This window comes from Bradyrhizobium nitroreducens, from assembly GCF_002776695.1.
Taxonomy (GTDB): Bacteria; Pseudomonadota; Alphaproteobacteria; order Rhizobiales; family Xanthobacteraceae; genus Bradyrhizobium; species Bradyrhizobium nitroreducens.
Genome location: NZ_LFJC01000003.1, coordinates 6,373,299 through 6,393,859, shown reverse-complemented (window position 1 = coordinate 6,393,859; position 20,561 = coordinate 6,373,299). Strand labels below are relative to the sequence as shown.

Sequence of the window (20,561 nt, the reverse complement as noted above, 5' to 3'; positions counted from 1 at the left end):
TCAGCTCGCCTTGGAGAGCTCCTCGTCCTCGGGCGAATTCAGGTAGATGCCCGACATGGTGTCGACCCAGCACAGATGGTCGTGCACCTTCTTCACGCCCTCGACGTTCTCCGCAGCGACGATCGCGGCCTGCCGCGTGCGCTCTTCGGTGATGACGCCGCTGAGGTGAACGATACCGTCACGGACGATGACGTTCAGCCCGAAGGGGCACCAGTCGTTCTTCTCCATGCTGTCGATGATGCGGCTGCGAATGTGGTCGTCATCGGCCGTCGGATCCCGCACTTCGCGCGCAAGCCCCGCCACCGCCTGCAGCAGATTGGCCCGCGATACGATCCCGACGACCTTGTCGCCGCGCACCACCGGCAGCCGCTTCACGTTGTTGCGCTCCATGAGGTCGACGATCTCGGCGAGCGCGGTATCCTCCGTGATGGTGACGACCGAGTCGGTCATGACCTCCGCGACCTTGCGGCCATGCTCGTGGACGAAGTCGCTGGCGGATTTGCCCGGGCCGAGGATGAACCGCAGCCAGCGCCCACGCTTGCGCCCGGTGCCGATTTCGCTGCGGCGGATGAAATCTCCTTCCGAAACGACGCCAACCAGCTTGCCGGTATCGTCGACGACCGTGAGACCGCTGACATGCCGCTTGAGCATGATATTCGCCGCCTCGACGATGCTGGTGTCGGGGGTAACCGAGATGACCGACCGGGTCATGATCTGGTGGGCGCGCATGGACAACTCCGCTGGCTTGTTCAATTTCGATGCACGAAAACTAGCTCGGGTATCGAGGTGCGGTTTGACTCAGGTCAATTGGGCGAAGCCGATCTCCTCGATTAAGCAAACGTGATCTGGCGGGCGGGATTTGATGCAGCTCAACCCCTATGCGAAGCTTGGTCATATGCTGTTTCAGTTAGACCGACAGGAACATTTAGCCATGAGCGTCGTCCAGATCTTTCCCCGGACTGAAGAAGAAACGGCGGCGCTGGCTCTCCCCGTCAGTCCAGCCGCTCCTCCGGAAGCCGCGATGACGAGTTCCGAGAAGCCTGCGCTTGCGCCGACGCCGGTTGCCGCCGAGCCTTTGCCTGCATCAGAGCCATATCCCCTCGACCGCGCGTTTCACGCGATGCTGGCGCGATTCACGGGCGGCATTTCGCCGCTGGCCTTGTCGCTCGCTTGGCTCGACTGGAGTTCGCATCTCGCAGCGGCGCCGCAGCGCCAGATGGAGATTTCCCGCAACATCTTGCGCGACACCGGTCGGCTGGCTGAAGCAGTCGCGCACGCGACGTCGCCGGAGCAAAAGCCTTGGTCCGTGATTCAGCCGCAGTCGCGCGATCGCCGCTTCAGCGGGCCACAATGGGAGACTGCGCCGTTCAATCTGCTGGCGCAGGCATTCCTGCTCGGAGAGCGTTGGTGGCACGATGCCACGACTGGCGTGCGCGGCGTTTCGCATGCCAATGAAGCGATCGTCGAGTTTTCGATTCGTCAGATGCTGGACATGCTGGCGCCGTCGAATTTCGCGGCGACCAATCCCAAGGTGCTGGAGAAGGCGTTCCAGAGTGGAGGGGAGAATTTCGTCTTCGGCTGGCAGAACTGGTGCAGCGACCTGATGCGCCTGCTCTCCAACGCAAAATTGACAGATGACGCGCAGTTCGTGGTCGGCAAGACGGTGGCGGCGTCACCCGGCAAGGTCGTTTACCGCAACGAGCTTATCGAGCTGATCCAGTACCATCCGACCACGGCGCAGGTCCGGCCCGAGCCGATTCTGATCGTGCCGGCTTGGATCATGAAGTACTACATCCTCGATCTCTCGCCGCAGAACTCGCTGGTCAAATACCTGACCGGTCAAGGTTTCACCGTGTTCGCGATCTCCTGGCGCAACCCGGATGCGAGAGATCGGGATCTCGCCTTCGACGACTATCGCAAGCTGGGCGTCATGGCCGCGCTGGACATGATCGGCCTGATTGTGGTGGGCCGAAAGATCCATGCGCTCGGCTATTGTCTGGGCGGCACATTGCTGTCGATCGCCGCTGCCGCGATGGAGCGCGACGGTGATAATCGCCTCGGCACTGTCACGCTCCTCGCGGCCCAGACCGACTTCACCGAGGCTGGAGAGTTGACGCTTTTCATCAATGAGAGCCAGGTCGCCTTCCTCGAAGACATGATGTGGCAGCGCGGCTATCTCGACACGACGCAGATGGCCGGCGCCTTCCAGCTGCTGCGCTCGAACGAACTGATCTGGTCGCGTCTGTCGCACGACTATCTGATGGGCGAGGTCGCGCCGCCGAATGATCTGATGGCCTGGAATGCGGACGCCACGCGGCTGCCGTATCGCATGCATTCGGAATATCTGCGCAAGCTGTTCCTCAACAACGATCTGGCCGGAGGTCGCTATCACGTCGGCGGCCGGAGCGTTTCCCTGTCCGATATTCACGCGCCGATGTTCGTGGTCGGCACGCTCGCCGATCACGTCGCCCCATGGCGATCCGTCTACAAGATTCACTATCAGGTCGATGCCGACGTGACGTTCCTGTTGACCAGCGGCGGTCATAACGCCGGTGTCGTTGCGCCTCCAGAGGAGGCCGGCCACAGCTATCAGGTGCTGACCAAGGCGGAGGACGCGCCCTATGTCGGTCCGGACGAATGGCTGAAGCTGGCTCCGCACGTTGAGGGGTCGTGGTGGCCGGAATGGACCAATTGGCTGGCGGCGCGCTCCGGCGCGCCCTGCGATCCACCGCAGATCGGCGTTGGAGACGCTGCGGACCTGCCCGATGCACCAGGGAACTACGTCCATACCTAGAGCATTTTCGGTTCTGATTGAATCAGAACCGAAGCTCTGGATTCGTGTTTTGACGCGTTTTCTTCACGCGAACCGGTGTCCACTTCGCTCGAAAACGCTCTAAGCTTCGGGCTCGGAATTCGGCGCGAGAACAGAGGAGCGGAAAGGCTTGGTCTTGTCCAGTTTGCGGTAGGCCGCCGAGGCCGCTCGCAACAGCTTCTTTTCCCGCTTGCGGTCGAGGAAGCGATGGCTGGCATCGAGGCCGGCGCCGTTCAACGACGCCGCCAATGCCTGTCCACGCGCATCGTCGTTCAGTTGCCCGAGCGACCGTTGCGCCTTGCGCAATTTCTTGAGGATGGACTGCTGCTTCTTCAGGGCTTCCTCGGCGAACAGGTCCTGGAGCGACTCGATCGAATAGGTCATCCGCTTGTTGAGAAGCCGCAGCTTGTGGCGTTTCTCGACGTCGAGCTTGCGGAGCTTTCGCGCCTTCTTGAGCAGCGTCGTCTCCCATTCGGTCAGCCTCTGCATCGCATGTTCAGCGAGCGTCGAGCGGCGCAGTCGAATGGCCTCCTTGCTGCGCCGGGTCGACCAGGGGCCGCTCTCGATCCAGGCCGAGGTCTGCTCGACGAGGCGGCGATAGCGCGCCGATTGCAGCGCGCGCGCGAGCAGGCGGTGGCTCTCGGCCCGTTTCTCGTCCCAGTGCCGGAGCTCGGCGACCTCGACGAGTTCGCCGTCGCTCTCGGCGATCACCCGCTCGATCGCCACGTCGAGGTCCCTGACCATGCCGAGCTGGCCATTCAGCCATTTCAGTTCGGCCCAGACATGCGGCCGCTGAGCGTCGTCGACCATCGGCGAGAAGAAGCGGATGGCGGTGCGCAGATGCGTGAGCGCAATGCGAATCTGATGGAGCGCGTCGGGATCGCCGCGGCAGGTGCCGTCATGCTGGGCGAGGACGGCCGCGAGGTGGCGGCGCGCGATGATCCGGAACGCCGTATCGCAGGCCATGCCGGGACTGAGGCGGCCGGGCAAGGCATTCCGCCGTGCCGCTGGCGTGAGACGAGCGGCCGTCGAGGTCGTGCTAGGTCGCGCCATCTTTGCCCGCACCAATCAGATTGCCCTGCTTGCCTTCAGCGATCGCGTCCCGGCAGTTCTGGAGCGTCTGCTCTTGCGTCCCGGATGCATCGACGGTCGCCCAACCGACATGACCGATATTATAGTGCTCTTGCAGCGCGGCAACCTCTTGCGTGGCGTCGGATGCGTCGCCCCGGCGGCTTCCGATCCGCATCTGCCGGGTCGCAAGGTCCGCAACCAGGAACAGGCCGTTCAGCGGCACCTTGCTCTTGCGCGCCAGTGCCGAGATCGCGTCCCGTTCGTCCTCACGCGCGAACACGCCGTCGATGATTGCCGAATGGCCTTGCGCCAGCACCCGGCGGGCGAGTTGAACCAGCCTGTCGTAGACGCGGCCCGCGTGCTCCGACGTGTAGGCGGACGGCGGCAGGCGGTGGGTGTCTTCGACGCCGAACATCTGCTTGCGGACGATGTCGCTGCGCAGCACGACGGCTCCGGGCGGCGGTGCGACGAGGGGCGCGAGTGCTTGCGCCAGAACCGTCTTGCCGGTGCCTGACAATCCGCCGACCGCAATAAGGCGCGGAGCGGCCGGATGGATCAGCGTCCTGGCGAGGTCGAAATAGCGTTGGGCCTCATCCAGAATGCCGGGGTCATCGGAGTGCGGCGGCCTCAGCCGTGCCAAAGCCACCTGGGCGCGGATCGCGGCCCGTATGGACATGAACAACGGCAGAAGCGCGAGCGCGTCGAGATTGTCGGCAGATGTCGCGGCGAGATAACGGTTCAGGACGATGTTGGCGGCGCTGGGCTGATTGTGGTGCAGCAGATCCATCAGCGTGAATGCGATATCATAGAGCACGTCGACGGTTGCCATCTGCGCATCGAACTCGATGGCGTCGAACAGAACGGGCCGGCCATCGAGCAGCACGATGTTTGCCAGGTGCAGATCGCCGTGGCAGCGGCGCACGAAGCCCTGACGGCCGCGCTCCGCGATCAGGGAACGGAGGCGCAAGAACGCCTCGTGCGATGCCTTGTCGAGCTTGTCGATCTCGTCAGCGTTGAAACTGCCGCCTGTCCGCAGGCCGTGACTGTTGCCGTCGATCAAGGCAGGGATGGACGAGACCCACGCTTTTCCGTCGGCGTGAATCGCCGCCGCGTGCGAAGCCACAATCGCGTCGGCGGCAGCCGAGGCCAGTTTCGCATCCAACGGCCCGGTCTTTGCCAGATGATCCAGCGTCCTGCTTTCGTCGAAACGCGACATATCGACCGCGTACTCGATCGGCCGGCCGGGACCGTCGACCTGCACCGACCCATCCGGCTCTTCCGTGATCGCGACGACGCGATGATAGATCTGCGGCGCCAGCGGCCGGTTGATCCTGATTTCCTCCTCGCAAGCGGCCTTGCGTTTCTCGAGCGTCGAGTAGTCGAGGAAGGGAAACTTCACGGCACGCTTGATCTTCAGCGCGCGCTTGCCGTCGAGGAACACCGCGGCGCCATGCGTGTCGATCCGCGTCACGCCGGGATGGTCGGTCAGCGTCCGGAAGATCCGCTCCTGGGGCGCCATTTCATCTGTCATGGAACGAGCATCCGTAAGCACCATCAGGGCGTCAGCACGGCCGCGCCGAGAATCTGACCGGCTCGCAGCATGTTCAGGACGTCGTTGGCCTGGTGAAGCGGAAATGCCGTCGTTTCCGTGCGCACGCCGGCTTGCGGAGCGATCTTGAGAAAATCCAGGCCATCCTGCCGGGTCAGGTTGGCGACCGAGACCAGCTGCCGTTCCTGCCAGAGCAGATCATAGGGAAAGCCTGGAATGTCGGTCATGTGGATGCCGGCGCATACGACGCGACCGCCTTTGCGGACCGCGCGCAACGCGGCCGGGACAAGTTCGCCAGATGGTGCGTAGATGATGGCCGCGTCGAGCGGCTCCTCGGGCACCTCGTCGGATGCCCCCGCCCAGACCGCGCCGAGACGACGGGCAAGGTCTTGTGCGGCAGCATCGCCGCGTCGCGTGAAGGCATGGACGGATCGCCCTTGCCAGCGCGCGACCTGCGCGATGATGTGGCCGGCCGCGCCGAAGCCGTAGAGGCCGAGCCGTTCGGCGGGGCCAGCCAGCACCAGCGAGCGCCAGCCGATCAGCCCCGCGCACAATAGAGGCGCAATCTCCACGTCGTCGCCTTCCTCGCCGAGGGGAAAGGCGTAGCGTGCGTCGGCGATGGTGTGGGTGGCATAGCCGCCATCGCGCGTGTAGCCGGTGAACAGCGGCGCATCACACAGGTTTTCCATGCCGTCCCGGCAGAAGCGACAATGTCCGCAGGTGAAGCCGAGCCAGGGAATGCCGACCCGATCACCCGGCGCATGCGTTGCGACGTTCGGACCCACGAGATCGACCCGGCCGACGATCTCGTGACCGGGCACGATCGGGTAGCGAATATCGGGCAGCTCGGCATCGACGAGGTGAAGATCGGTCCGGCATACGCCGCAGGCGCTGATCTTCACCCGGAGCTGACCCTCGCCGGGTATCGGGTCGGGCCGCTCCTCTATCTCGAGCCGCGTTCGTGGGGCCGGCAACACCATCGCACGCATGAGCTTCTCCGGGGCAACCGCTCCCACTGGATTATCCGTAGAACAACCGGGCGGCCAGTCCTTGATGCCGGTCAACGCCTGTTCTGGCCGAAGTTCCCCTGGCTTGACGAGGATCAAGCGGCTCGACCAGAGCCGGCCTATTGTGGCAGCCAAGGAGAATCCCGATGCCGATCAAGGATGTCTTTATGCCGCTTGTCGGCCAGCCGCGCGGGGCGGCGCTGGCTGCGATCGACAAATGCGTGGCCGTCGCCGCCGAACTCGGCGCCAGGATCACCGCGCTCGCGCTCGAGGAAGAAGTTTTTGAGCGGCCGAAGGTGATGCTGCCCTACGATCGCGAAGCCGCGGAAGCCGGCAGCTCGGGCGAGGTGAGCGACATGCAGCAGCTTCTGAACGCATTCACGAGTGCGACGTCCCGCGCCAAGATTCTCGCCCGGAGCCGAACGGGCAAGGTGCCGGCGGACCAGATCGCGGCGGTCGTGGCCGAGCACGCCCGTTTCAGCGATCTCACGCTGCTTCCCGTGAAGCCGCACGACAGTCGGACAGAGAGCATTGTCGAAGCTTTCCTGTTCGGATCCGGCCGACCGCTCCTGCTATGCCCGGAACATCTCGCGAACGAGCTTCGGCCCAAATTCGAGAATGTCGTGATCGCCTGGGATCACTCCGCGCGTGCGGCGCGTGCGACCGGCGACGCGCTGCCGGTCCTGCAGGCGGCGGCGACCGTCCGCGTGGTGACCGTGGCGGATGACAAGACCGATGCGATCGTGCAATCCGGAACCGCCCTGGTCGATCATCTCAGGGAGCACGGTGTCCATGCTTCGTTCGAAACGGTGAAAGGCCGCGGCAGCTCGATCGGCAAGGTCCTGGAAAACTTTGTGAATTCCCATGATATGGACGCCATCGTGATGGGCGCCTATCATCATTCGCGTCTGAACGAGATCGTCTGGGGCGGTGTGACAAAGACCGTCATTGGCCAGCCACCGTGCTGGGTTATGATCTCACACTAGGCTCGCCATTCGTCCCGACTGATCGTCAACCATCGGAACCGTCTCCGACCGGGCGCATTTGATTTCATGTCAACCTATCGTCTGAACAACCTGCTGGCGCCGCGTTCGGTTGCGCTTGTCGGAGCCAGCGCTCGCCCGGTCTCGGTGGGACGCGCCGTTCTGGAGAACGTTCGCAAGGCCCAATTCAAGGGGCGGTTCGGCCTCGTCAATCCACGCCATGCGGAAATCGGCGGCATGGCGGCGGTGAAGAGTCTGGACGCCTTGGATTTCGTGCCCGAACTCGTGGTCATCACCGCGCCGGCGCGCGAGATCCCCGGCATCATCGACCAGGCCGGGCGCCGCGGCACGGCGGGCGCTTTGATCGTCTCGGCCGGGCTCGGCCATGGACCGGGATCTCTGCACGAGGCTGCCATCGCAGCGGCCGGTAAATACGGCATGCGGCTGATCGGACCGAACTGCCTCGGCATCATGATGCCCGGGGTCAGCCTGAATGCCAGCTTTGCCGCGCATATGCCGGGGGCGGGCAGCCTCGCGCTGATCTCGCAATCGGGGGCGATCGCCGCCGGCATGGTCGATTGGGCTGCGCAGCGCGGCGTCGGCTTCTCCGGCATCGTCTCGATCGGCGATCAGATCGACGTCGACATTGCCGATCTGCTCGACTATTTCGCGATGGATCACAAGACCCGCGCGATCCTGCTCTATATCGAGTCCATCAAGGACGCACGCAAGTTCATGTCGGCGGCGCGCGCGGCCGCGCGCGTGAAGCCCGTCGTCGTGGTGAAGTCCGGTCGCATGGCGCAGGGCGCGAAAGCCGCGGCGACCCACACCGGCGCGCTCGCTGGCGCCGACGCCGTCTATGACGCGGCGTTCCGCCGCGCGGGCGTCCTGCGGGTGTCGGACCTGCGCGAGCTGTTCGATTGTGCCGAGACGCTCGGCCGTGTCGAATCGCCGACCGGAAAGCGTCTCGCCATCCTGACCAATGGCGGCGGCATCGGCGTGCTCGCCGTCGATCGACTGGTCGAGCTCGGTGGAATTCCGGCGACCCTCTCGGCGGAGGCGCGCGAGAAGCTCGACGCGGCGCTGCCGCCGACCTGGTCCGGTGCAAATCCCGTCGACATCGTCGGCGACGCTGACGCCGCGCGCTATGCGGCGGCGCTGGAGGTGCTGCTGGCCGATCGCGACAATGACGCGGTCCTGGTCCTCAACGTGCAAACGGCCATCGCCTCGGCGGCCGAGATCGCCGCCACCGTGACGGAGCTCGTCGGTAAGTATCGAAAGGAGCACAGCCGATGGGCCAAGCCGGTGCTGGCCGCCTGGGTCGGTGCCGATCAGCAGATCATTCAGGCGCTTTCCGGCGCCGGCGTGCCGAACTATCCGACCGAGGACGACGCCGTGCGCGGCTTCATGCATCTGGTCCGCCACCGCGAAGTGGTGGAGGAGCTGAGCCAGGTTCCTCCAGCGATGCCCGACACGTTCGTTCCCGACGCCCGGGGGGCGAGGGAGATCGTCACCGCCGCGATCGCCGACGGTCGTGAATGGCTCGAGCCGGTCGAGATCAAGAACCTGCTCGAAGCGTATGACATCGCGATGGTGCCGACCTATGCGGCAGCAGATGTCGAGCAGGCGGTAGGCTATGCAAACGAGATCTTCGCACAGGGTGGCACCGTCGTGCTGAAGATCATGTCGCGGGACATCACCCACAAATCCGATGTCGGCGGCGTCGTTCTCAATCTGACCACGCCTGACGCCGTGCGAGGGGCTGCGGCGAACATTCTCGCGCGGGCGAAGAAGCTGCGGCCCGAGGCCCGGATCGGCGGCGTCATCGTCCAGGCCATGGTCGTCAAGGCCAAAGCGCGCGAGCTGATCCTGGGACTGGCCGACGATCCCACTTTCGGCACCGTTGTCGTGTTCGGCCGTGGCGGCACAGCGGTGGAGATCATCAACGACAAGGCCCTTGCGCTGCCGCCGCTGGATTTGCAGCTCGCCCGCGACCTGATCGACCGCACCCGCGTATCGCGGCTGCTAAAGGCCTACCGCGATGTGCCGGCGGTCAAGCAAGATGCGGTGGCCATGGTGCTGGTCAAGCTGGCACAGATGGCGGCTGACATTCCCGAAATCCGCGAATTCGACATCAATCCGCTGCTCGCGGACGAAACCGGCGTGACCGCGGTCGATGCCCGTGTCGCGGTCGGCCCGCCGCAACGGAAGTTTGCCGGCTCCGGCCCGGCCAATTTCGCCGTTCGCGCCTATCCATCGCAATGGGAGCGCCGCCTCAAGCTCAAGGACGACTGGCGCATCTTCGCGCGGCCCATGCGCCCCGAGGACGAGCCGACCATCCACGAATTCCTGCGTCACGTCACGCCGCACGATCTTCGCCTGCGCTTCTTTGCGCCGATGAAGGAGTTTACCCACGAGTTCATCGCGCGCCTGACCCAGCTCGATTATGCGCGCGCGATGGCCTTCATCGCATTCGACGAGGCCACGGGCGAAATGGTCGGCGTGGTCCGGCTCCATTCAGATTCGATCTACGAGAGCGGCGAATACGCGATCCTGCTGCGCTCCGATCTCAAGGGCAGGGGGCTCGGCTGGGCGCTCATGCAGCTCATCATCAACTATGCCAAGTCGGAAGGGCTGAAAGTCATCTCGGGCGACGTTCTCAAGGAGAACACCGTGATGCTCGAAATGTGCCGACAGCTCGGCTTCGAGGTCAAGCCGGATCCGGCCGAACCCGATATCTGCGACGTCAAGCTGACCCTTTGAGGACGCCCGTCAGGAATCCGCTTCGGCCGACCCTGCCGCCGCGGATGTCTTGGCGGACGTCCTGGCAGTCGATCGCAAGTTCTTCACGATGATCGCGATCAGCGGCACCAGCACCGGCACGATCGTACTGAGCGGATGATGCACCGCGCCCGACATCTGGGCCTGGAACGCGCGCGCCTCGAACTGGAGCGCTTCGATGGACGAGTCGTGGATTTCGTTGGCGAGCTCGATGTCACGGCCCGACGGAGCGCGGCCGGCGATGACGAAGAGAGCCGCCGCGATGACGAAATTGACGGCTCCGAGGATGGCCGCGGCGGCAATCGCGCTCCAGATCTGGACCAGCGCGAAATAGGCCGACAGCTCCAGCATCAGAAGCCCGAACGCTGCGATCAGGGCTGCAAAGGCGCGCAGGCCGAGCCCGATTAGCAAATGGCGGAGCCGGATGTCCGCAATGATCCTGTCGGTGCGCCACAGTGCGCGCAGATGTTTGACCACATTCTCGGTATTCACCTAGTGTCTCCTCAGCATGAAGCCGACAACCACGCCGAGCGCGAAGGCGGAGGCGAGCGATGTGATCGGACGGTCCGCAATGAGGCCCTGAAGCTGCTCCTGCTCTTCCTCGACGGTCTCGCCGAGCTCGGTCAGTGCGGCCCTGATCTGGTCGGCGAGCGCTTCGGCGCGATCTTTCGAACTCTCGTACATCTCTTCGCCGGCGGTGCTCAGCAAGCGCGTGACGTCGACCTTCAGCGCGCGTAGTTCTTCGCTCATCCTGTCGCTGTTGAACATGGACTTGATATCCCCATTGAACGGACGCAAGCCTAGGGCCCGCGCGCGCGATCGCGCTTGATTTGCGTCAATCGGCAGGGCAGCTCTTGAGACAGGTCAAGCCGGCCGCCATAAGCTGGCCTAGAAATACCGTCTGAATGGGGACCGATTGTCCCGACGAGGTGGAAGCGTGAACCACGAACCGCTATTGCTCGCGACGCCGTCCGGCGACGTGCTGAACTTGCGCCCCGAAGGGCCCTGGACCGCCGCGAATGTGGTGACGCTCGAGACCTTGTCCCGATCGGTCGGGACCGACGTCGATCGCTCGCGCGCCGTCACGCTGGACATGTCCGGTGTCAGTGCGCTCGACACGCTCGGCGCCTGGGTCCTGGAAAAACTGTCGCGCAGGGCCGCATCGTCAGGCAGATCGGCCGAATTCGTCGGCGTCGCCGATCATTTCAGCGGGCTGCTGGAAGAGGTGCGCCAGGTCAACCTCCACACGCCGGCTCCGGCGGCTGTGCCCAATCCGGTGCTGGCGAGGCTCGGCGATCTCGGCAAGTCCACCGTTGGCGCGCGGGAGGACATCACGATCTTCCTGCAGATGCTCGGCGCATTGTTCATGGCCATCATCGGCGTGCTGCGCCGGCCGCGTTCGCTGCGGCTGACCTCGCTGGTCTATCAGCTCTACCGCATCGGGTGGCAGGCGATCCCCATCGTAGCGCTGATCACCTTCCTGATCGGCGCCATCATCGCGCAGCAGGGTTTCTTCCATTTCCGCCGGTTCGGTGCGGAATCCTATACCGTCGACATGGTCGGCATCCTGGTGCTGCGCGAGCTCGGCGTGCTCATCGTCGCCATCATGGTCGCCGGCCGGTCCGGCAGCGCCTACACCGCCGAGCTCGGCTCGATGAAGATGCGCGAGGAGATCGACGCGCTCTCGACCATGGGGCTCGATCCCGTCGACGTCCTGATCCTGCCGCGCGTTGCGGCCCTGATCATCGCGCTGCCGATTCTCACCTTCATCGGTTCGATTGCCGCGCTCTATGGCGGCGGTCTCGTCGCTCAGTTCTATGGCGACATGGGTCCGGCGATCTACATCGCGCGGCTGCACGAGGCCATCTCCGTCACCCATTTCGAGGTGGGCATCCTGAAGGCGCCGTTCATGGCGCTGGTGATCGGGATCGTGGCTTGCAGCGAGGGATTGCGCGTCAAGGGCAGCGCGGAATCGCTCGGGCGACAGACCACGACGTCGGTGGTGAAATCGATCTTCCTGGTGATCGTGCTCGACGGCCTGTTCGCGGTCTTCTTTGCCTCGATCGGAATGTGAAGATGGACGCATCGCAAGACCAGTTCGCGATCCGCGTCCGGGACCTCGTGGTCGGCTTCGGCCGCCAGACCGTGCTGGACCATCTGTCGCTCGACGTCCGCCGGGGCGAGATCCTCGGACTGGTGGGGGCATCCGGCGGCGGCAAGTCGGTCTTGATGCGAACCATCATCGGCCTCATCCCGCGCCGGGGCGGGACCATCGAAGTCATGGGACAACCCACCGGCGGCCATGGTCGAGGCGCAGCCACGATATGGGGCATCTTGTTCCAGCAGGGCGCGCTGTTCTCCTCGCTGACGGTCCGGCAGAACATCCAGTTTCCGTTACGTGAAAATCTCGTCCTGTCGCAGGAGCTGATGGACGAGATCGCGATCGCCAAGCTTGAAATGGTCGGCTTGCGCGCTCAGGACGCCGACAAATATCCGTCAGAGCTGTCCGGCGGCATGACCAAGCGCGTCGCGCTGGCGCGCGCGCTCGCGCTCGACCCGCCGATCCTGTTCCTGGACGAGCCGACCTCCGGCCTCGATCCGATCGCCGCCGGCGATTTCGACGCGCTGATCAAGACCCTGCAAAAGACGCTGGGGCTGACCGTGTTCATGGTGACCCACGATCTTGCGAGCCTCACCACGGTCTGCGACCGCGTCGCCGCGCTCGCCGACGGCAAGATCGTGGCGATCGGCCCGATGCGCGAATTGCTGCAATCCGAGCATCCCTGGGTGCGCGCCTATTTCCACGGCAAGCGCTCGCAGATGCTGCAACACGAGATGAGATGAGACATGGAAACCCGCGCTCCCTACGTGCTGATCGGCAGTTTCGTGCTGGCCGCGATCCTCGCGGTGTTCGGCTTCGTCTATTGGCTGAACAACACCGGCGGCATCGGGCCGCGCACGAACTACCACGTGCAATTCCAGGGGCCGGTCCCGGGCCTGCTGGTCGGTGCCGGCGTGCTGTTCAACGGCATTCGGGTCGGTGAGGTGACCCAGCTCGGGCTCGCGCCGGACAATCCGCGTTTCGTCAACGCCACGATTTCGGTCGCGACCGCGACGCCAGTCCGCTCCGACACCAAGGTCGGTCTCGAATTCCAGGGCCTGACCGGCGTGCCGGTGGTGACGTTGGAGGGCGGATTGATCGTCGCCAAGTCCGGTGACAAGTCCGGCGAGCCGCCGACCTTGATCGCCGAGGCCGGCGCCGGCCAGAGCATGACGCAGGCGGCGCGCGATGCGCTGCGGCGGGTCGACACGGTGCTTCAGGACAATTCCGGCCCGCTCAAGGACACCATCGCGAATTTCAAGACCTTCTCCGAGGGGCTCGCGCGCAATACCGGCAAGATCGACGGCATTCTGGCGGGCCTGGAAAAGATGACCGGCGGTGGCGTCCCTGCGCAGAAGGTCACCTACGACCTGCACACGCCGCAGAATCTCGGCCCCGCCGGCAAGACGCTGTCGGCATCACTGGCCATTCCCGAGCCGAGCGCGGTCGCCATGCTGCAGACCCAGCGCATGCTGTTCGCGCCCGTTGGGGACCGGCCGGGCTTTGCCGACTTCCTCTGGGCCGACAGCATTCCGAAATTGGTGCAGGCGCGCCTGATCGACAGCTTCGAGAATTACGACATCGTCCACGCCCCGCTGCGCACGAGCGATCTCGGTCAGGCGGATTACCAGCTCCTGATCGACATCAGGCGCTTCCGGATCGCCACGGAGGGCGAGGCAAGGGTCGAGATCGAACTGTCGGCACGGATCGTCGACAAGAGCGGCAAGGTGGTTGCCTCGCGCCTGGTCGAGACCAGCGAGAAGCTCGACAAGGTCGAGCCGGCCGCTTCGGTTGCCGCCTTCGATGCGGCCTTTGCTCGCATCGCCAAGGAGCTGATCGGCTGGACCGTGCAGGCGGTGTAACGCCGTCTATTCCAGCGTCTTCAGGTAGGACAGAAGGTCGTGGATCTGGTCCGGACTGAGCTCGAAGGCCGGCATGTCGGCGTGACCGGTATAGATCCCCTCCGCCAGCGCCTCGCCAAGGGTCTCGATCGGGTAGCGCTGATGCAGGATCCGCAGCGGGGGCGCGCCCTCGAGCGGGCTGCGGGAGACGCGGTCGATCGCGTGGCAGCGGGCGCAATTGGCCCTTGCAAAGGCCTTGCCGCGCTGTTCGGCGGTCGGGGCCGCCAGCGCAGGTGTCATCAGAAGCAGCCCAATCAGGCCGTGACGCAGGGCGCCTTGCAGCATGGAACGTGATCCCGTCGAAACTCTGGAGCAGAATAAGACGGGGATGCCACTCAAATTTGATCTGAGTCAATTGGCTTTGGCGCAGTGCAGTAAAATGCCCTCCGCGCGGTGGACTCGGCCTGGGGCCGGGGGCAGCCGGCGCGGGGAGCGGTGGATGAAGCCTTCCGTGGTCATGATTGAGCCGAACGGACATTTTTGCAGCGATTGTGCCGTGCGCGGTGCGGCGGTTTGTTCGTCGCTGAATGCGGCCGAGCTCAGGGAGTTCGAGCATCTCGGGCGCCGCGTCCATTTTGACGGAGGCGAGACCGTGTTCTCCGAGGAGGACATCACGACCTCGTTCTACAACGTTCTCGAAGGCGTCATGCGGCTGTACAAGCTGCTGCCAGACGGCCGCCGGCAGATCGTCGGTTTTGCCTTGCCCGGCGATTTCCTGGGAATGAACATATCCGGCCGGCATAATTTTTCCGCCGATGCGATCGGCGTCGTGACCGTGTGCCAGTTCGCCAAAGCCCCGTTCGGTCGCTTTATCGAAGACCGGCCGCAGCTGCTCAAGCGGATCAACGAGCTGGCGATTCGCGAGTTGAGCCAGGCGCGCGACCATATGGTGCTGCTCGGCCGTCGTTCGGCCGACGAGAAGGTCGCGACCTTTCTGCTCAGCTGGCGCGAACGGCTGGTTGCGCTCAAGGGGCTGTCCGACACGGTTCCGCTTCCCATGAGCCGTCAGGACATCGCCGACTATCTCGGCCTGACCATCGAAACCGTCAGCCGCACCTTCACCAAGCTGGAGCGTCACGGCGTGATCGAGATCATTCACGGCGGCATCAGCCTGCTCGATCCCGCGCGCGCAGAGGCGCTGGCCGCAGCCTGACGGTCCGTTCGCGACGCTCTGGCATTCTTGATCTCGATCAATGACGTTGGCCGGCTGCGGCAAAATAATGCCCCAAATTATCGGGAGGGGATGATGCCTGCTGACGCGTTGCTGGTAACCGTTGTCGTCGTCGCGATCTTCGTCGTATTTGCCGCAGCCTTGGCTTACGCGGACCGGCAGACCAGCTCAGGCCGGATCGATTCGGATTCCAAGCGCTGAAGCTCCCGAGGTCCTAGCTAATCCGCCTGGAGGCGCTGACGGCTGACGCCCGCCCGGCCGGCTTCGGCGTTCGTCAGCGCCTCAACGCAACTACGGCTCGCGCGGCCTGCAACTCTGCATCGACCAAAACGCATCGGCGCATCCTTCGGATGCGGGCTTCGGGCTCGACCGCGGCTTTTTCGCGGCATTTGCCTCAAAACACGCGCGTGCTTTCCGGTTGAAAAGCCTGATAACGTTGACTACGCAGGAACATCAGTGCCTCGCAGTCTTAGGAGCCCCGCGGCGTGCCTCAGGACAAGACCGGCGACCCCCGACAGTCGGCGGGCAACAAACTATCGGTCCTGCGCAAGCACCCGATCTTCGCTGATCTGGAGCCCGAGGCGCTCGATCAGCTCTGCCGCTACGCCAAGCACACCACCGTCAAGCGCGGTGCGACGATCGCCGCCAAGGGCGATCCCGGCAACAATCTGTTCGCGGTGATCTCGGGGACGGTGAAGATCTCCTCCTCCTCCCCGGATGGGCGGAACGCCATTCTCAATCTGATCGGCCCCGGAGAGATTTTTGGCGAGATCGCGGTGCTCGACGGCGCGCCGAGATCGGCTGACGCGACCGCCAACACCAATTGCGAGCTCTACATCATCGACCGCCGGGACTTCCTTCCGTTCGTGAAGAGTCAGCCGGCGCTGGCGATGAAGTTCATCGAGCTGCTCTGCGCGCGTCTGCGCTGGACCAGCCAGCAGGTCGAGCAGGTGATCCTGCAGAATCTGCCGGGCCGGCTGGCGAGCGCGCTGCTCGGTCTCACCGAGGAGCGCAAGTTCGATTCCGGCAGCGGCACGCTCGCCATCACGCAGCAGGAGATCAGCGAGATGGTGGGGATGACGCGCGAGAGCATCAACAAGCAATTGCGCGCCTGGGCCGGCCGCAACTGGGTTCGCCTCGAGCACGGCGCCATCGTCGTGCTCGACACCGACGCGCTGCGCGAGCTCGCCGAGAGCGGCCTCGACGGCGAGTGACGCCTCAGGGCAGATCGTCGATGATGGCGACCGCGCGAGTCCAGCCCGCCGAGGCGCGTTCGATCTTCACCGGAAAGCATGAGACCGTGAACCCGGTCGATGGCAATTGGTCGAGATTGTGCAGCTTTTCGAGATGGCAATAGCCGATGTGCCGTCCCGCCTTGTGGCCCTCCCAGATCAGACCGGCGTCTTTGGTCTCTGCATATTTCTTCGCGGTGTAGACGAATGGCGCATCCCAGCTCCAGCCGTCGGTGCCGGTGAGCCGCACGCCGCGTTCGAGCAGATACATGGTGGCCTCATAACCCATGCCGCAGCCGGAATTGACGTATTCGGCCTTGCCGAATTTGGCGCCGGCGCTGGTGTTGACGACGACGATCTCCAGCGGCGACAGCGTGTGCCCGATGCGTTTCAGCTCCCTCTCGACGTCCTCGGCGCTCGCCACATAGCCGTCGGGCAGGTGCCGGAAGTCGAGCTTCACGCCGGGTTGAAAGCACCATTCCAGCGGGACCTCGTCGATCGTCCATGACCGCTCGCCGCGATTCATGGTCGGATGGAAGTGCCAGGGCGCGTCGAGATGCGTGCCGTTATGGGTCGACAGCGAGACCTGTTCGACGGCCCAGCCTTGTCCGTCCGGCAGATCCTGCGCCTCGAGCCCATCGAAGAACTGCAGCATGCGGGGCAGGCCCTGCTGGTGATCGATGTACTGGATGGTCGGATGGTTGCCGGGCGGATCGGCCGTCACGTCGTTTCTGAGCGGCACCGAGATATCGATCAGCTTCCGCGGCATGGGTATTCCTTGGACAGGGTCCGCTGTTTCCGTCCATTTTGGAGGGCCCCCGTCAGTCGCGTCAAGTCTCGTGCCGGCGAAGCAAGCCGTTCTGCCGCTTCCACAGCGAGGCGAATTGAGCCAGATTGATCGATGCAACTGTTGCATCGATCAATGCCGGATTTGGCTTGGACAGGGAATGCCGCGCGCCCTAGGGACGATATTGGCGCTTGACTTCACACTTGGAGCGGAGCGACCCAAGGCGGCCTGCAGCCTGCCGACAACGACATAATCAACCCAGGAGGAAGCCCTGATGAAGACACTGACCGGTATCGTCACAGCCGTTGCGCTGGCGCTCACAGCGCCCCTGGCGACCGCGCGCGACTTCCGCTCCGCCGACGTTCATCCCGCCGACTATCCGACCGTCGAGGCCGTCAAGTTCATGGGCAAGCAGCTCGCGACGGCGAGCGGCGGCAAGCTCGGCGTGAAGGTGTTTCCCAACGGAGCCCTGGGCTCGGAGAAGGACACCATCGAGCAGCTCAAGATCGGCGCGCTCGACATGATGCGGATCAACGCATCGCCGCTCAACAATTTCGTGCCCGAGACCATCGCGTTGTGTCTGCCGTTCGTGTTCCGCGACACCCAGCACATGCGCACCGTGCTCGACGGGCCGATCGGCGACGAGATCCTGGCGGCCATGGAGCCCGCGGGCCTGATCGGCCTTGCCTATTACGACAGCGGCGCGCGCTCCATCTACACTGTCAAGGCACCCGTCAAGTCGCTCGCCGATCTCAAGGGCCTGAAGATCCGCGTCCAGCAATCCGACCTGTGGGTCGGCATGATCCAGAGCCTCGGTGCCAACCCGACGCCGATGCCCTATGGCGAGGTCTATACCGCGCTCAAGACGGGTCTGGTCGATGCGGCCGAGAACAACTGGCCGTCTTACGAATCCTCCCGCCATTTCGAGGCCGCCAAGTTCTACAACGTCACCGAACATTCCCTGGCGCCCGAAGTCCTCGTGATGTCCAAGAAGGTCTGGGACGCGCTGAGCAAGGAAGATCAGGCCATGGTCCGCAAGGCGGCCAAGGAATCGGTGCCGGTCATGCGCAAGCTCTGGGACGAGCGCGAGCAGGCCTCCCGCAAGACCGTCGAGGCGGCGGGCGTGCAGGTCGTGACGGTGGCCAACAAGCAGGAGTTCGTCGACGCGATGAAGCCGGTGTACGACAAGTTCGCCGGTGACGAGAAGCTGAAGGGCCTCGTCAAGCGCATCCAGGACACGAAGTAAACCAGGGCGGTACAGGGTCCGGCGTCGCCGCAGGGTGACATCGGACCCTCGCGAGGGGAGACGCGGGATGACGGACCCACACGTCGCGGATCACGAGCACGACGAGGCCGGCCGCCCGTCCATCGGCTTGCTGTCGCAGATCAATGCGCCTGTTGCACGCGTCGGCATGTATCTGTCCGTGGCAGGGCTGCTCGTCATCGTCGCCATCGTCTTCTACCAGGTGTTCGGACGTTACGTGCTCAATTCGAGCCCGACCTGGACGGAGAACCTTGCGCTTGTCCTCATCCTGTACGTCACGCTGATCGGCGCCGCCGTCGGTGTGCGCGATGCCGGACACATCGGAATGGACAGCCTGCTGGTGATGCTGCCCGACCGGGCGCGAGAGAAGATCGAGATCGTGATCCACGTTCTGGTCGCCGTGTTCGGCGTCGCGATGGCCTATAACGGCTGGATCCTCGGCGCTTCGGTCGGCACCGTGAAGATCCCAAATCTGGGCCTGCCCGAGGTCATCCGCTACGTGCCGCTGATCGCCTCCGGCCTGCTGATCGTCTCCTTTTCAATCGAGCACATCATCGCTCTCCTGCGCGGCGAAGAGGTCGTCTCCTCATGGAACTGATCATCCTCGGCGCCACCTTCTTCGGCTTCCTGATCCTCGGCGTCCCCGTCGCCTTCGCCATCGGCCTCTCGGCCATCTGCACCATCCTCTACGAAGGCCTGCCGGTTGCCGTCATCTTCCAGCAGATGATGTCGGGGATGAATATCTTCTCCTTCCTCGCGATTCCCTTCTTCGTCTTCAGCGGTGAGCTGATGCTGCATGGCGGCGTCGCCGACAAGATCGTGCAGCTGGCCAAGAATCTGGTCGGGCACATCCGTGGCGGCCTCGGCATGTCGAACGTGGTCGCCTGCACGCTGTTCGGCGGCGTCTCCGGCTCGCCCGTGGCCGACGTCTCGGCGATGGGCGCGGTGATGATCCCGATGATGAAAAAGGAGGGATTCGACACCGACTACGCCGTCAACGTCACCACCCATGCCTCGCTGGTCGGAGCCTTGATGCCGACCAGCCACAACATGATCATCTATGCGCTCGCCGCCGGCGGCAAGGTCTCGATCGGCGCGCTGATCGCCGCCGGCCTGCTGCCGGCGATCGTGTTGATGGTGTGCATGCTGGTCGCCGCCTACGCGGTCGCGGTGAAGCGCGGTTATCCCGCCGGCAAGTTCCCGGGCTGGGCCGAGGTCGTCCGCTCCTTCGCGGCTGCGCTGCCCGGCCTCTTGATCGTCGGCATCATCCTCGCGGGCATCCTGTCCGGCGTCTTCACGGCAACGGAATCGGCGGCCGTCGCCGTCACCTACACGATCCTGCTGACGTTCTTCATCTACCGCACCATGACCCTGCAGAACTTTCTGCGCGCCGCCGCCAAGGCGGTGAAGACGACGGGCGTGGTGCTGTTGCTGATCGGCGTCTCCACCATGTTCCAATATTTGATGGGTCTCTACGAGGTCGCCGACTTCGCCGGCGACCTCATGAGCAAGGTGTCCTCGCAGCCCTGGATCATCTTCCTGCTCATCAACATCATCCTGTTCGTGCTCGGCACGTTCATGGACATGGCCGCGACCATCCTGATCTGCACCCCGATCTTCCTGCCGATCGCGATGAAGGCGGGCATGGACCCGGTGCAGTTCGGCATGCTGATGCTGATCAACTGCGCCCTCGGGCTGAACACGCCGCCGGTCGGAACCACGCAGTTCGTCGGCTGCGCCATCGGCGGCATTTCCGTCGGCGCTGTGATGCGCACCATCCTGCCGTTCTACGCCGCGCTGATCGCAGCTCTGATGTTCGTGACCTACGTCCCCGCGTTCTCGCTGTGGCTGCCCCGCCTGCTGATGGGTTACAAGGGCTAGCAGCTACAGGAGAAGCCATCA

The 20,561-nt window shown here is 64.3% G+C and carries 20 protein-coding genes; 12 read left to right on the top strand and 8 right to left on the bottom strand.

Features of this window, described 5'->3' with window-relative positions; genetic code table 11:
• Entirely contained in the window at nt 1–729 is a 729-nt protein-coding gene (locus TSA1_RS30515; protein ID WP_100179557.1) for a CBS domain-containing protein, read from the bottom strand.
• 202 nt (nt 730–931) lie between these two features.
• On the opposite strand from TSA1_RS30515, the gene TSA1_RS30510 reads away from it, so the two are divergent.
• A complete protein-coding gene (locus TSA1_RS30510; RefSeq protein ID WP_100179556.1) occupies nt 932–2,794 on the top strand; it encodes a PHA/PHB synthase family protein in 1,863 nt (620 codons plus the stop codon).
• A 99-nt stretch (nt 2,795–2,893) separates the two neighbouring features.
• Here the strand turns inward: TSA1_RS30510 and TSA1_RS30500 are convergent, their stop codons facing one another.
• The 3 genes from TSA1_RS30500 to TSA1_RS30490 are packed head-to-tail and all read right to left on the bottom strand — an operon-like array spanning nt 2,894 to nt 6,421.
• Nucleotides 2,894–3,865 (bottom strand): CHAD domain-containing protein, encoded by a 972-nt coding sequence (locus TSA1_RS30500; protein WP_100179555.1) that lies wholly within the window; start codon nt 3,863–3,865, stop codon nt 2,894–2,896.
• A complete protein-coding gene (locus TSA1_RS30495) occupies nt 3,852–5,414 on the bottom strand; it encodes a bifunctional aminoglycoside phosphotransferase/ATP-binding protein (RefSeq protein ID WP_100181425.1) in 1,563 nt (520 codons plus the stop codon). The genes TSA1_RS30500 and TSA1_RS30495 overlap by 14 nt, the downstream gene beginning before the upstream one ends.
• A gap of 23 nt (nt 5,415–5,437) precedes the next feature.
• Entirely contained in the window at nt 5,438–6,421 is a 984-nt protein-coding gene (locus tag TSA1_RS30490) for a zinc-dependent alcohol dehydrogenase family protein (RefSeq protein ID WP_100179554.1), read from the bottom strand.
• Between the two features lie 164 nt (nt 6,422–6,585).
• Between TSA1_RS30490 and TSA1_RS30485 the strand changes: the two genes are divergently transcribed.
• Nucleotides 6,586–7,425, top strand: a complete 840-nt coding sequence (locus tag TSA1_RS30485; protein ID WP_100179553.1) for a universal stress protein — start codon at nt 6,586–6,588, stop codon at nt 7,423–7,425.
• Between the two features lie 66 nt (nt 7,426–7,491).
• Nucleotides 7,492–10,185 (top strand): bifunctional acetate--CoA ligase family protein/GNAT family N-acetyltransferase, encoded by a 2,694-nt coding sequence (locus tag TSA1_RS30480; protein WP_100179552.1) that lies wholly within the window; start codon nt 7,492–7,494, stop codon nt 10,183–10,185.
• 9 nt (nt 10,186–10,194) lie between these two features.
• Here the strand turns inward: TSA1_RS30480 and TSA1_RS30475 are convergent, their stop codons facing one another.
• Together TSA1_RS30475 and TSA1_RS30470 are read right to left on the bottom strand one after the other, a co-directional pair.
• Nucleotides 10,195–10,695: a phage holin family protein gene (locus TSA1_RS30475; RefSeq protein ID WP_100179551.1), complete on the bottom strand. Its 501-nt coding sequence runs from the start codon at nt 10,693–10,695 to the stop codon at nt 10,195–10,197.
• Nucleotides 10,696–10,971 carry a hypothetical protein gene (locus TSA1_RS30470; RefSeq protein WP_100181424.1) on the bottom strand — a complete coding sequence of 92 codons (276 nt, stop codon included), beginning with the start codon at nt 10,969–10,971 and terminating at the stop codon, nt 10,696–10,698.
• A gap of 169 nt (nt 10,972–11,140) precedes the next feature.
• Between TSA1_RS30470 and TSA1_RS30465 the strand changes: the two genes are divergently transcribed.
• The 3 genes from TSA1_RS30465 to TSA1_RS30455 are packed head-to-tail and all read left to right on the top strand — an operon-like array spanning nt 11,141 to nt 14,166.
• A complete protein-coding gene (locus TSA1_RS30465; protein ID WP_100179550.1) occupies nt 11,141–12,277 on the top strand; it encodes an ABC transporter permease in 1,137 nt (378 codons plus the stop codon).
• Nucleotides 12,278–12,279: 2 nt separating this feature from the next.
• Nucleotides 12,280–13,047, top strand: coding sequence for an ABC transporter ATP-binding protein (locus tag TSA1_RS30460; RefSeq protein ID WP_100179549.1), 768 nt, complete (start codon nt 12,280–12,282; stop codon nt 13,045–13,047).
• Between the two features lie 3 nt (nt 13,048–13,050).
• Nucleotides 13,051–14,166 (top strand): ABC-type transport auxiliary lipoprotein family protein, encoded by a 1,116-nt coding sequence (locus tag TSA1_RS30455; protein ID WP_100179548.1) that lies wholly within the window; start codon nt 13,051–13,053, stop codon nt 14,164–14,166.
• Nucleotides 14,167–14,172: 6 nt separating this feature from the next.
• Here TSA1_RS30455 and TSA1_RS30450 read toward each other — a convergent pair whose 3' ends face one another.
• Complete coding sequence (locus tag TSA1_RS30450; RefSeq protein ID WP_100179547.1) at nt 14,173–14,490, bottom strand: c-type cytochrome; 318 nt, start codon at nt 14,488–14,490, stop codon at nt 14,173–14,175.
• Between the two features lie 154 nt (nt 14,491–14,644).
• On the opposite strand from TSA1_RS30450, the gene TSA1_RS30445 reads away from it, so the two are divergent.
• The 3 genes from TSA1_RS30445 (at nt 14,645) to TSA1_RS30440 (ending at nt 16,590) form a co-directional block, all read left to right on the top strand.
• Nucleotides 14,645–15,358 (top strand): helix-turn-helix domain-containing protein, encoded by a 714-nt coding sequence (locus TSA1_RS30445; RefSeq protein ID WP_100179546.1) that lies wholly within the window; start codon nt 14,645–14,647, stop codon nt 15,356–15,358.
• A 93-nt stretch (nt 15,359–15,451) separates the two neighbouring features.
• Nucleotides 15,452–15,577, top strand: a complete 126-nt coding sequence (locus TSA1_RS40975) for a hypothetical protein (RefSeq protein WP_283811655.1) — start codon at nt 15,452–15,454, stop codon at nt 15,575–15,577.
• A 284-nt stretch (nt 15,578–15,861) separates the two neighbouring features.
• Entirely contained in the window at nt 15,862–16,590 is a 729-nt protein-coding gene (locus TSA1_RS30440) for a Crp/Fnr family transcriptional regulator (RefSeq protein ID WP_028137643.1), read from the top strand.
• Between the two features lie 4 nt (nt 16,591–16,594).
• Here TSA1_RS30440 and TSA1_RS30435 read toward each other — a convergent pair whose 3' ends face one another.
• Nucleotides 16,595–17,377 (bottom strand): cyclase family protein, encoded by a 783-nt coding sequence (locus TSA1_RS30435; RefSeq protein ID WP_100179545.1) that lies wholly within the window; start codon nt 17,375–17,377, stop codon nt 16,595–16,597.
• A gap of 292 nt (nt 17,378–17,669) precedes the next feature.
• Between TSA1_RS30435 and TSA1_RS30430 the strand changes: the two genes are divergently transcribed.
• From TSA1_RS30430 to TSA1_RS30420, 3 genes are all read left to right on the top strand, one after another.
• The gene (locus tag TSA1_RS30430; protein ID WP_100179544.1) at nt 17,670–18,641 is read left to right on the top strand and encodes a TRAP transporter substrate-binding protein; all 972 of its coding nucleotides are present in this window, start codon (nt 17,670–17,672) and stop codon (nt 18,639–18,641) included.
• Nucleotides 18,642–18,708: 67 nt separating this feature from the next.
• Nucleotides 18,709–19,257 (top strand): TRAP transporter small permease, encoded by a 549-nt coding sequence (locus tag TSA1_RS30425; protein WP_100179543.1) that lies wholly within the window; start codon nt 18,709–18,711, stop codon nt 19,255–19,257.
• Nucleotides 19,248–20,540 carry a TRAP transporter large permease gene (locus tag TSA1_RS30420; protein WP_097661860.1) on the top strand — a complete coding sequence of 431 codons (1,293 nt, stop codon included), beginning with the start codon at nt 19,248–19,250 and terminating at the stop codon, nt 20,538–20,540. The genes TSA1_RS30425 and TSA1_RS30420 overlap by 10 nt, the downstream gene beginning before the upstream one ends.
• The last annotated feature ends 21 nt before the right edge of the window (nt 20,541–20,561 follow it).

Excerpts from the sequence above, each read along its gene's own strand:
- TSA1_RS30480 (WP_100179552.1), top strand. The coding sequence starts at position 7,492 with ATGTCAACCTATCGTCTGAACAACCTGCTGGCGCCGCGTTCGGTTGCG.
- TSA1_RS30500 (WP_100179555.1), bottom strand. The coding sequence starts at position 3,865 with ATGGCGCGACCTAGCACGACCTCGACGGCCGCTCGTCTCACGCCAGCG.
- TSA1_RS30490 (WP_100179554.1), bottom strand. The coding sequence starts at position 6,421 with ATGCGTGCGATGGTGTTGCCGGCCCCACGAACGCGGCTCGAGATAGAG.
- TSA1_RS30515 (WP_100179557.1), bottom strand. The coding sequence starts at position 729 with ATGCGCGCCCACCAGATCATGACCCGGTCGGTCATCTCGGTTACCCCC.
- TSA1_RS30455 (WP_100179548.1), top strand. The coding sequence starts at position 13,051 with ATGGAAACCCGCGCTCCCTACGTGCTGATCGGCAGTTTCGTGCTGGCC.
- TSA1_RS30425 (WP_100179543.1), top strand. The coding sequence starts at position 18,709 with ATGACGGACCCACACGTCGCGGATCACGAGCACGACGAGGCCGGCCGC.
- TSA1_RS30495 (WP_100181425.1), bottom strand. The coding sequence starts at position 5,414 with ATGACAGATGAAATGGCGCCCCAGGAGCGGATCTTCCGGACGCTGACC.
- TSA1_RS30510 (WP_100179556.1), top strand. The coding sequence starts at position 932 with ATGAGCGTCGTCCAGATCTTTCCCCGGACTGAAGAAGAAACGGCGGCG.
- TSA1_RS40975 (WP_283811655.1), top strand. The coding sequence starts at position 15,452 with ATGCCTGCTGACGCGTTGCTGGTAACCGTTGTCGTCGTCGCGATCTTC.
- TSA1_RS30450 (WP_100179547.1), bottom strand. The coding sequence starts at position 14,490 with ATGCTGCAAGGCGCCCTGCGTCACGGCCTGATTGGGCTGCTTCTGATG.
- TSA1_RS30470 (WP_100181424.1), bottom strand. The coding sequence starts at position 10,971 with ATGTTCAACAGCGACAGGATGAGCGAAGAACTACGCGCGCTGAAGGTC.
- TSA1_RS30445 (WP_100179546.1), top strand. The coding sequence starts at position 14,645 with ATGAAGCCTTCCGTGGTCATGATTGAGCCGAACGGACATTTTTGCAGC.
- TSA1_RS30435 (WP_100179545.1), bottom strand. The coding sequence starts at position 17,377 with ATGCCGCGGAAGCTGATCGATATCTCGGTGCCGCTCAGAAACGACGTG.
- TSA1_RS30420 (WP_097661860.1), top strand. The coding sequence starts at position 19,248 with ATGGAACTGATCATCCTCGGCGCCACCTTCTTCGGCTTCCTGATCCTC.
- TSA1_RS30430 (WP_100179544.1), top strand. The coding sequence starts at position 17,670 with ATGAAGACACTGACCGGTATCGTCACAGCCGTTGCGCTGGCGCTCACA.
- TSA1_RS30485 (WP_100179553.1), top strand. The coding sequence starts at position 6,586 with ATGCCGATCAAGGATGTCTTTATGCCGCTTGTCGGCCAGCCGCGCGGG.
- TSA1_RS30460 (WP_100179549.1), top strand. The coding sequence starts at position 12,280 with ATGGACGCATCGCAAGACCAGTTCGCGATCCGCGTCCGGGACCTCGTG.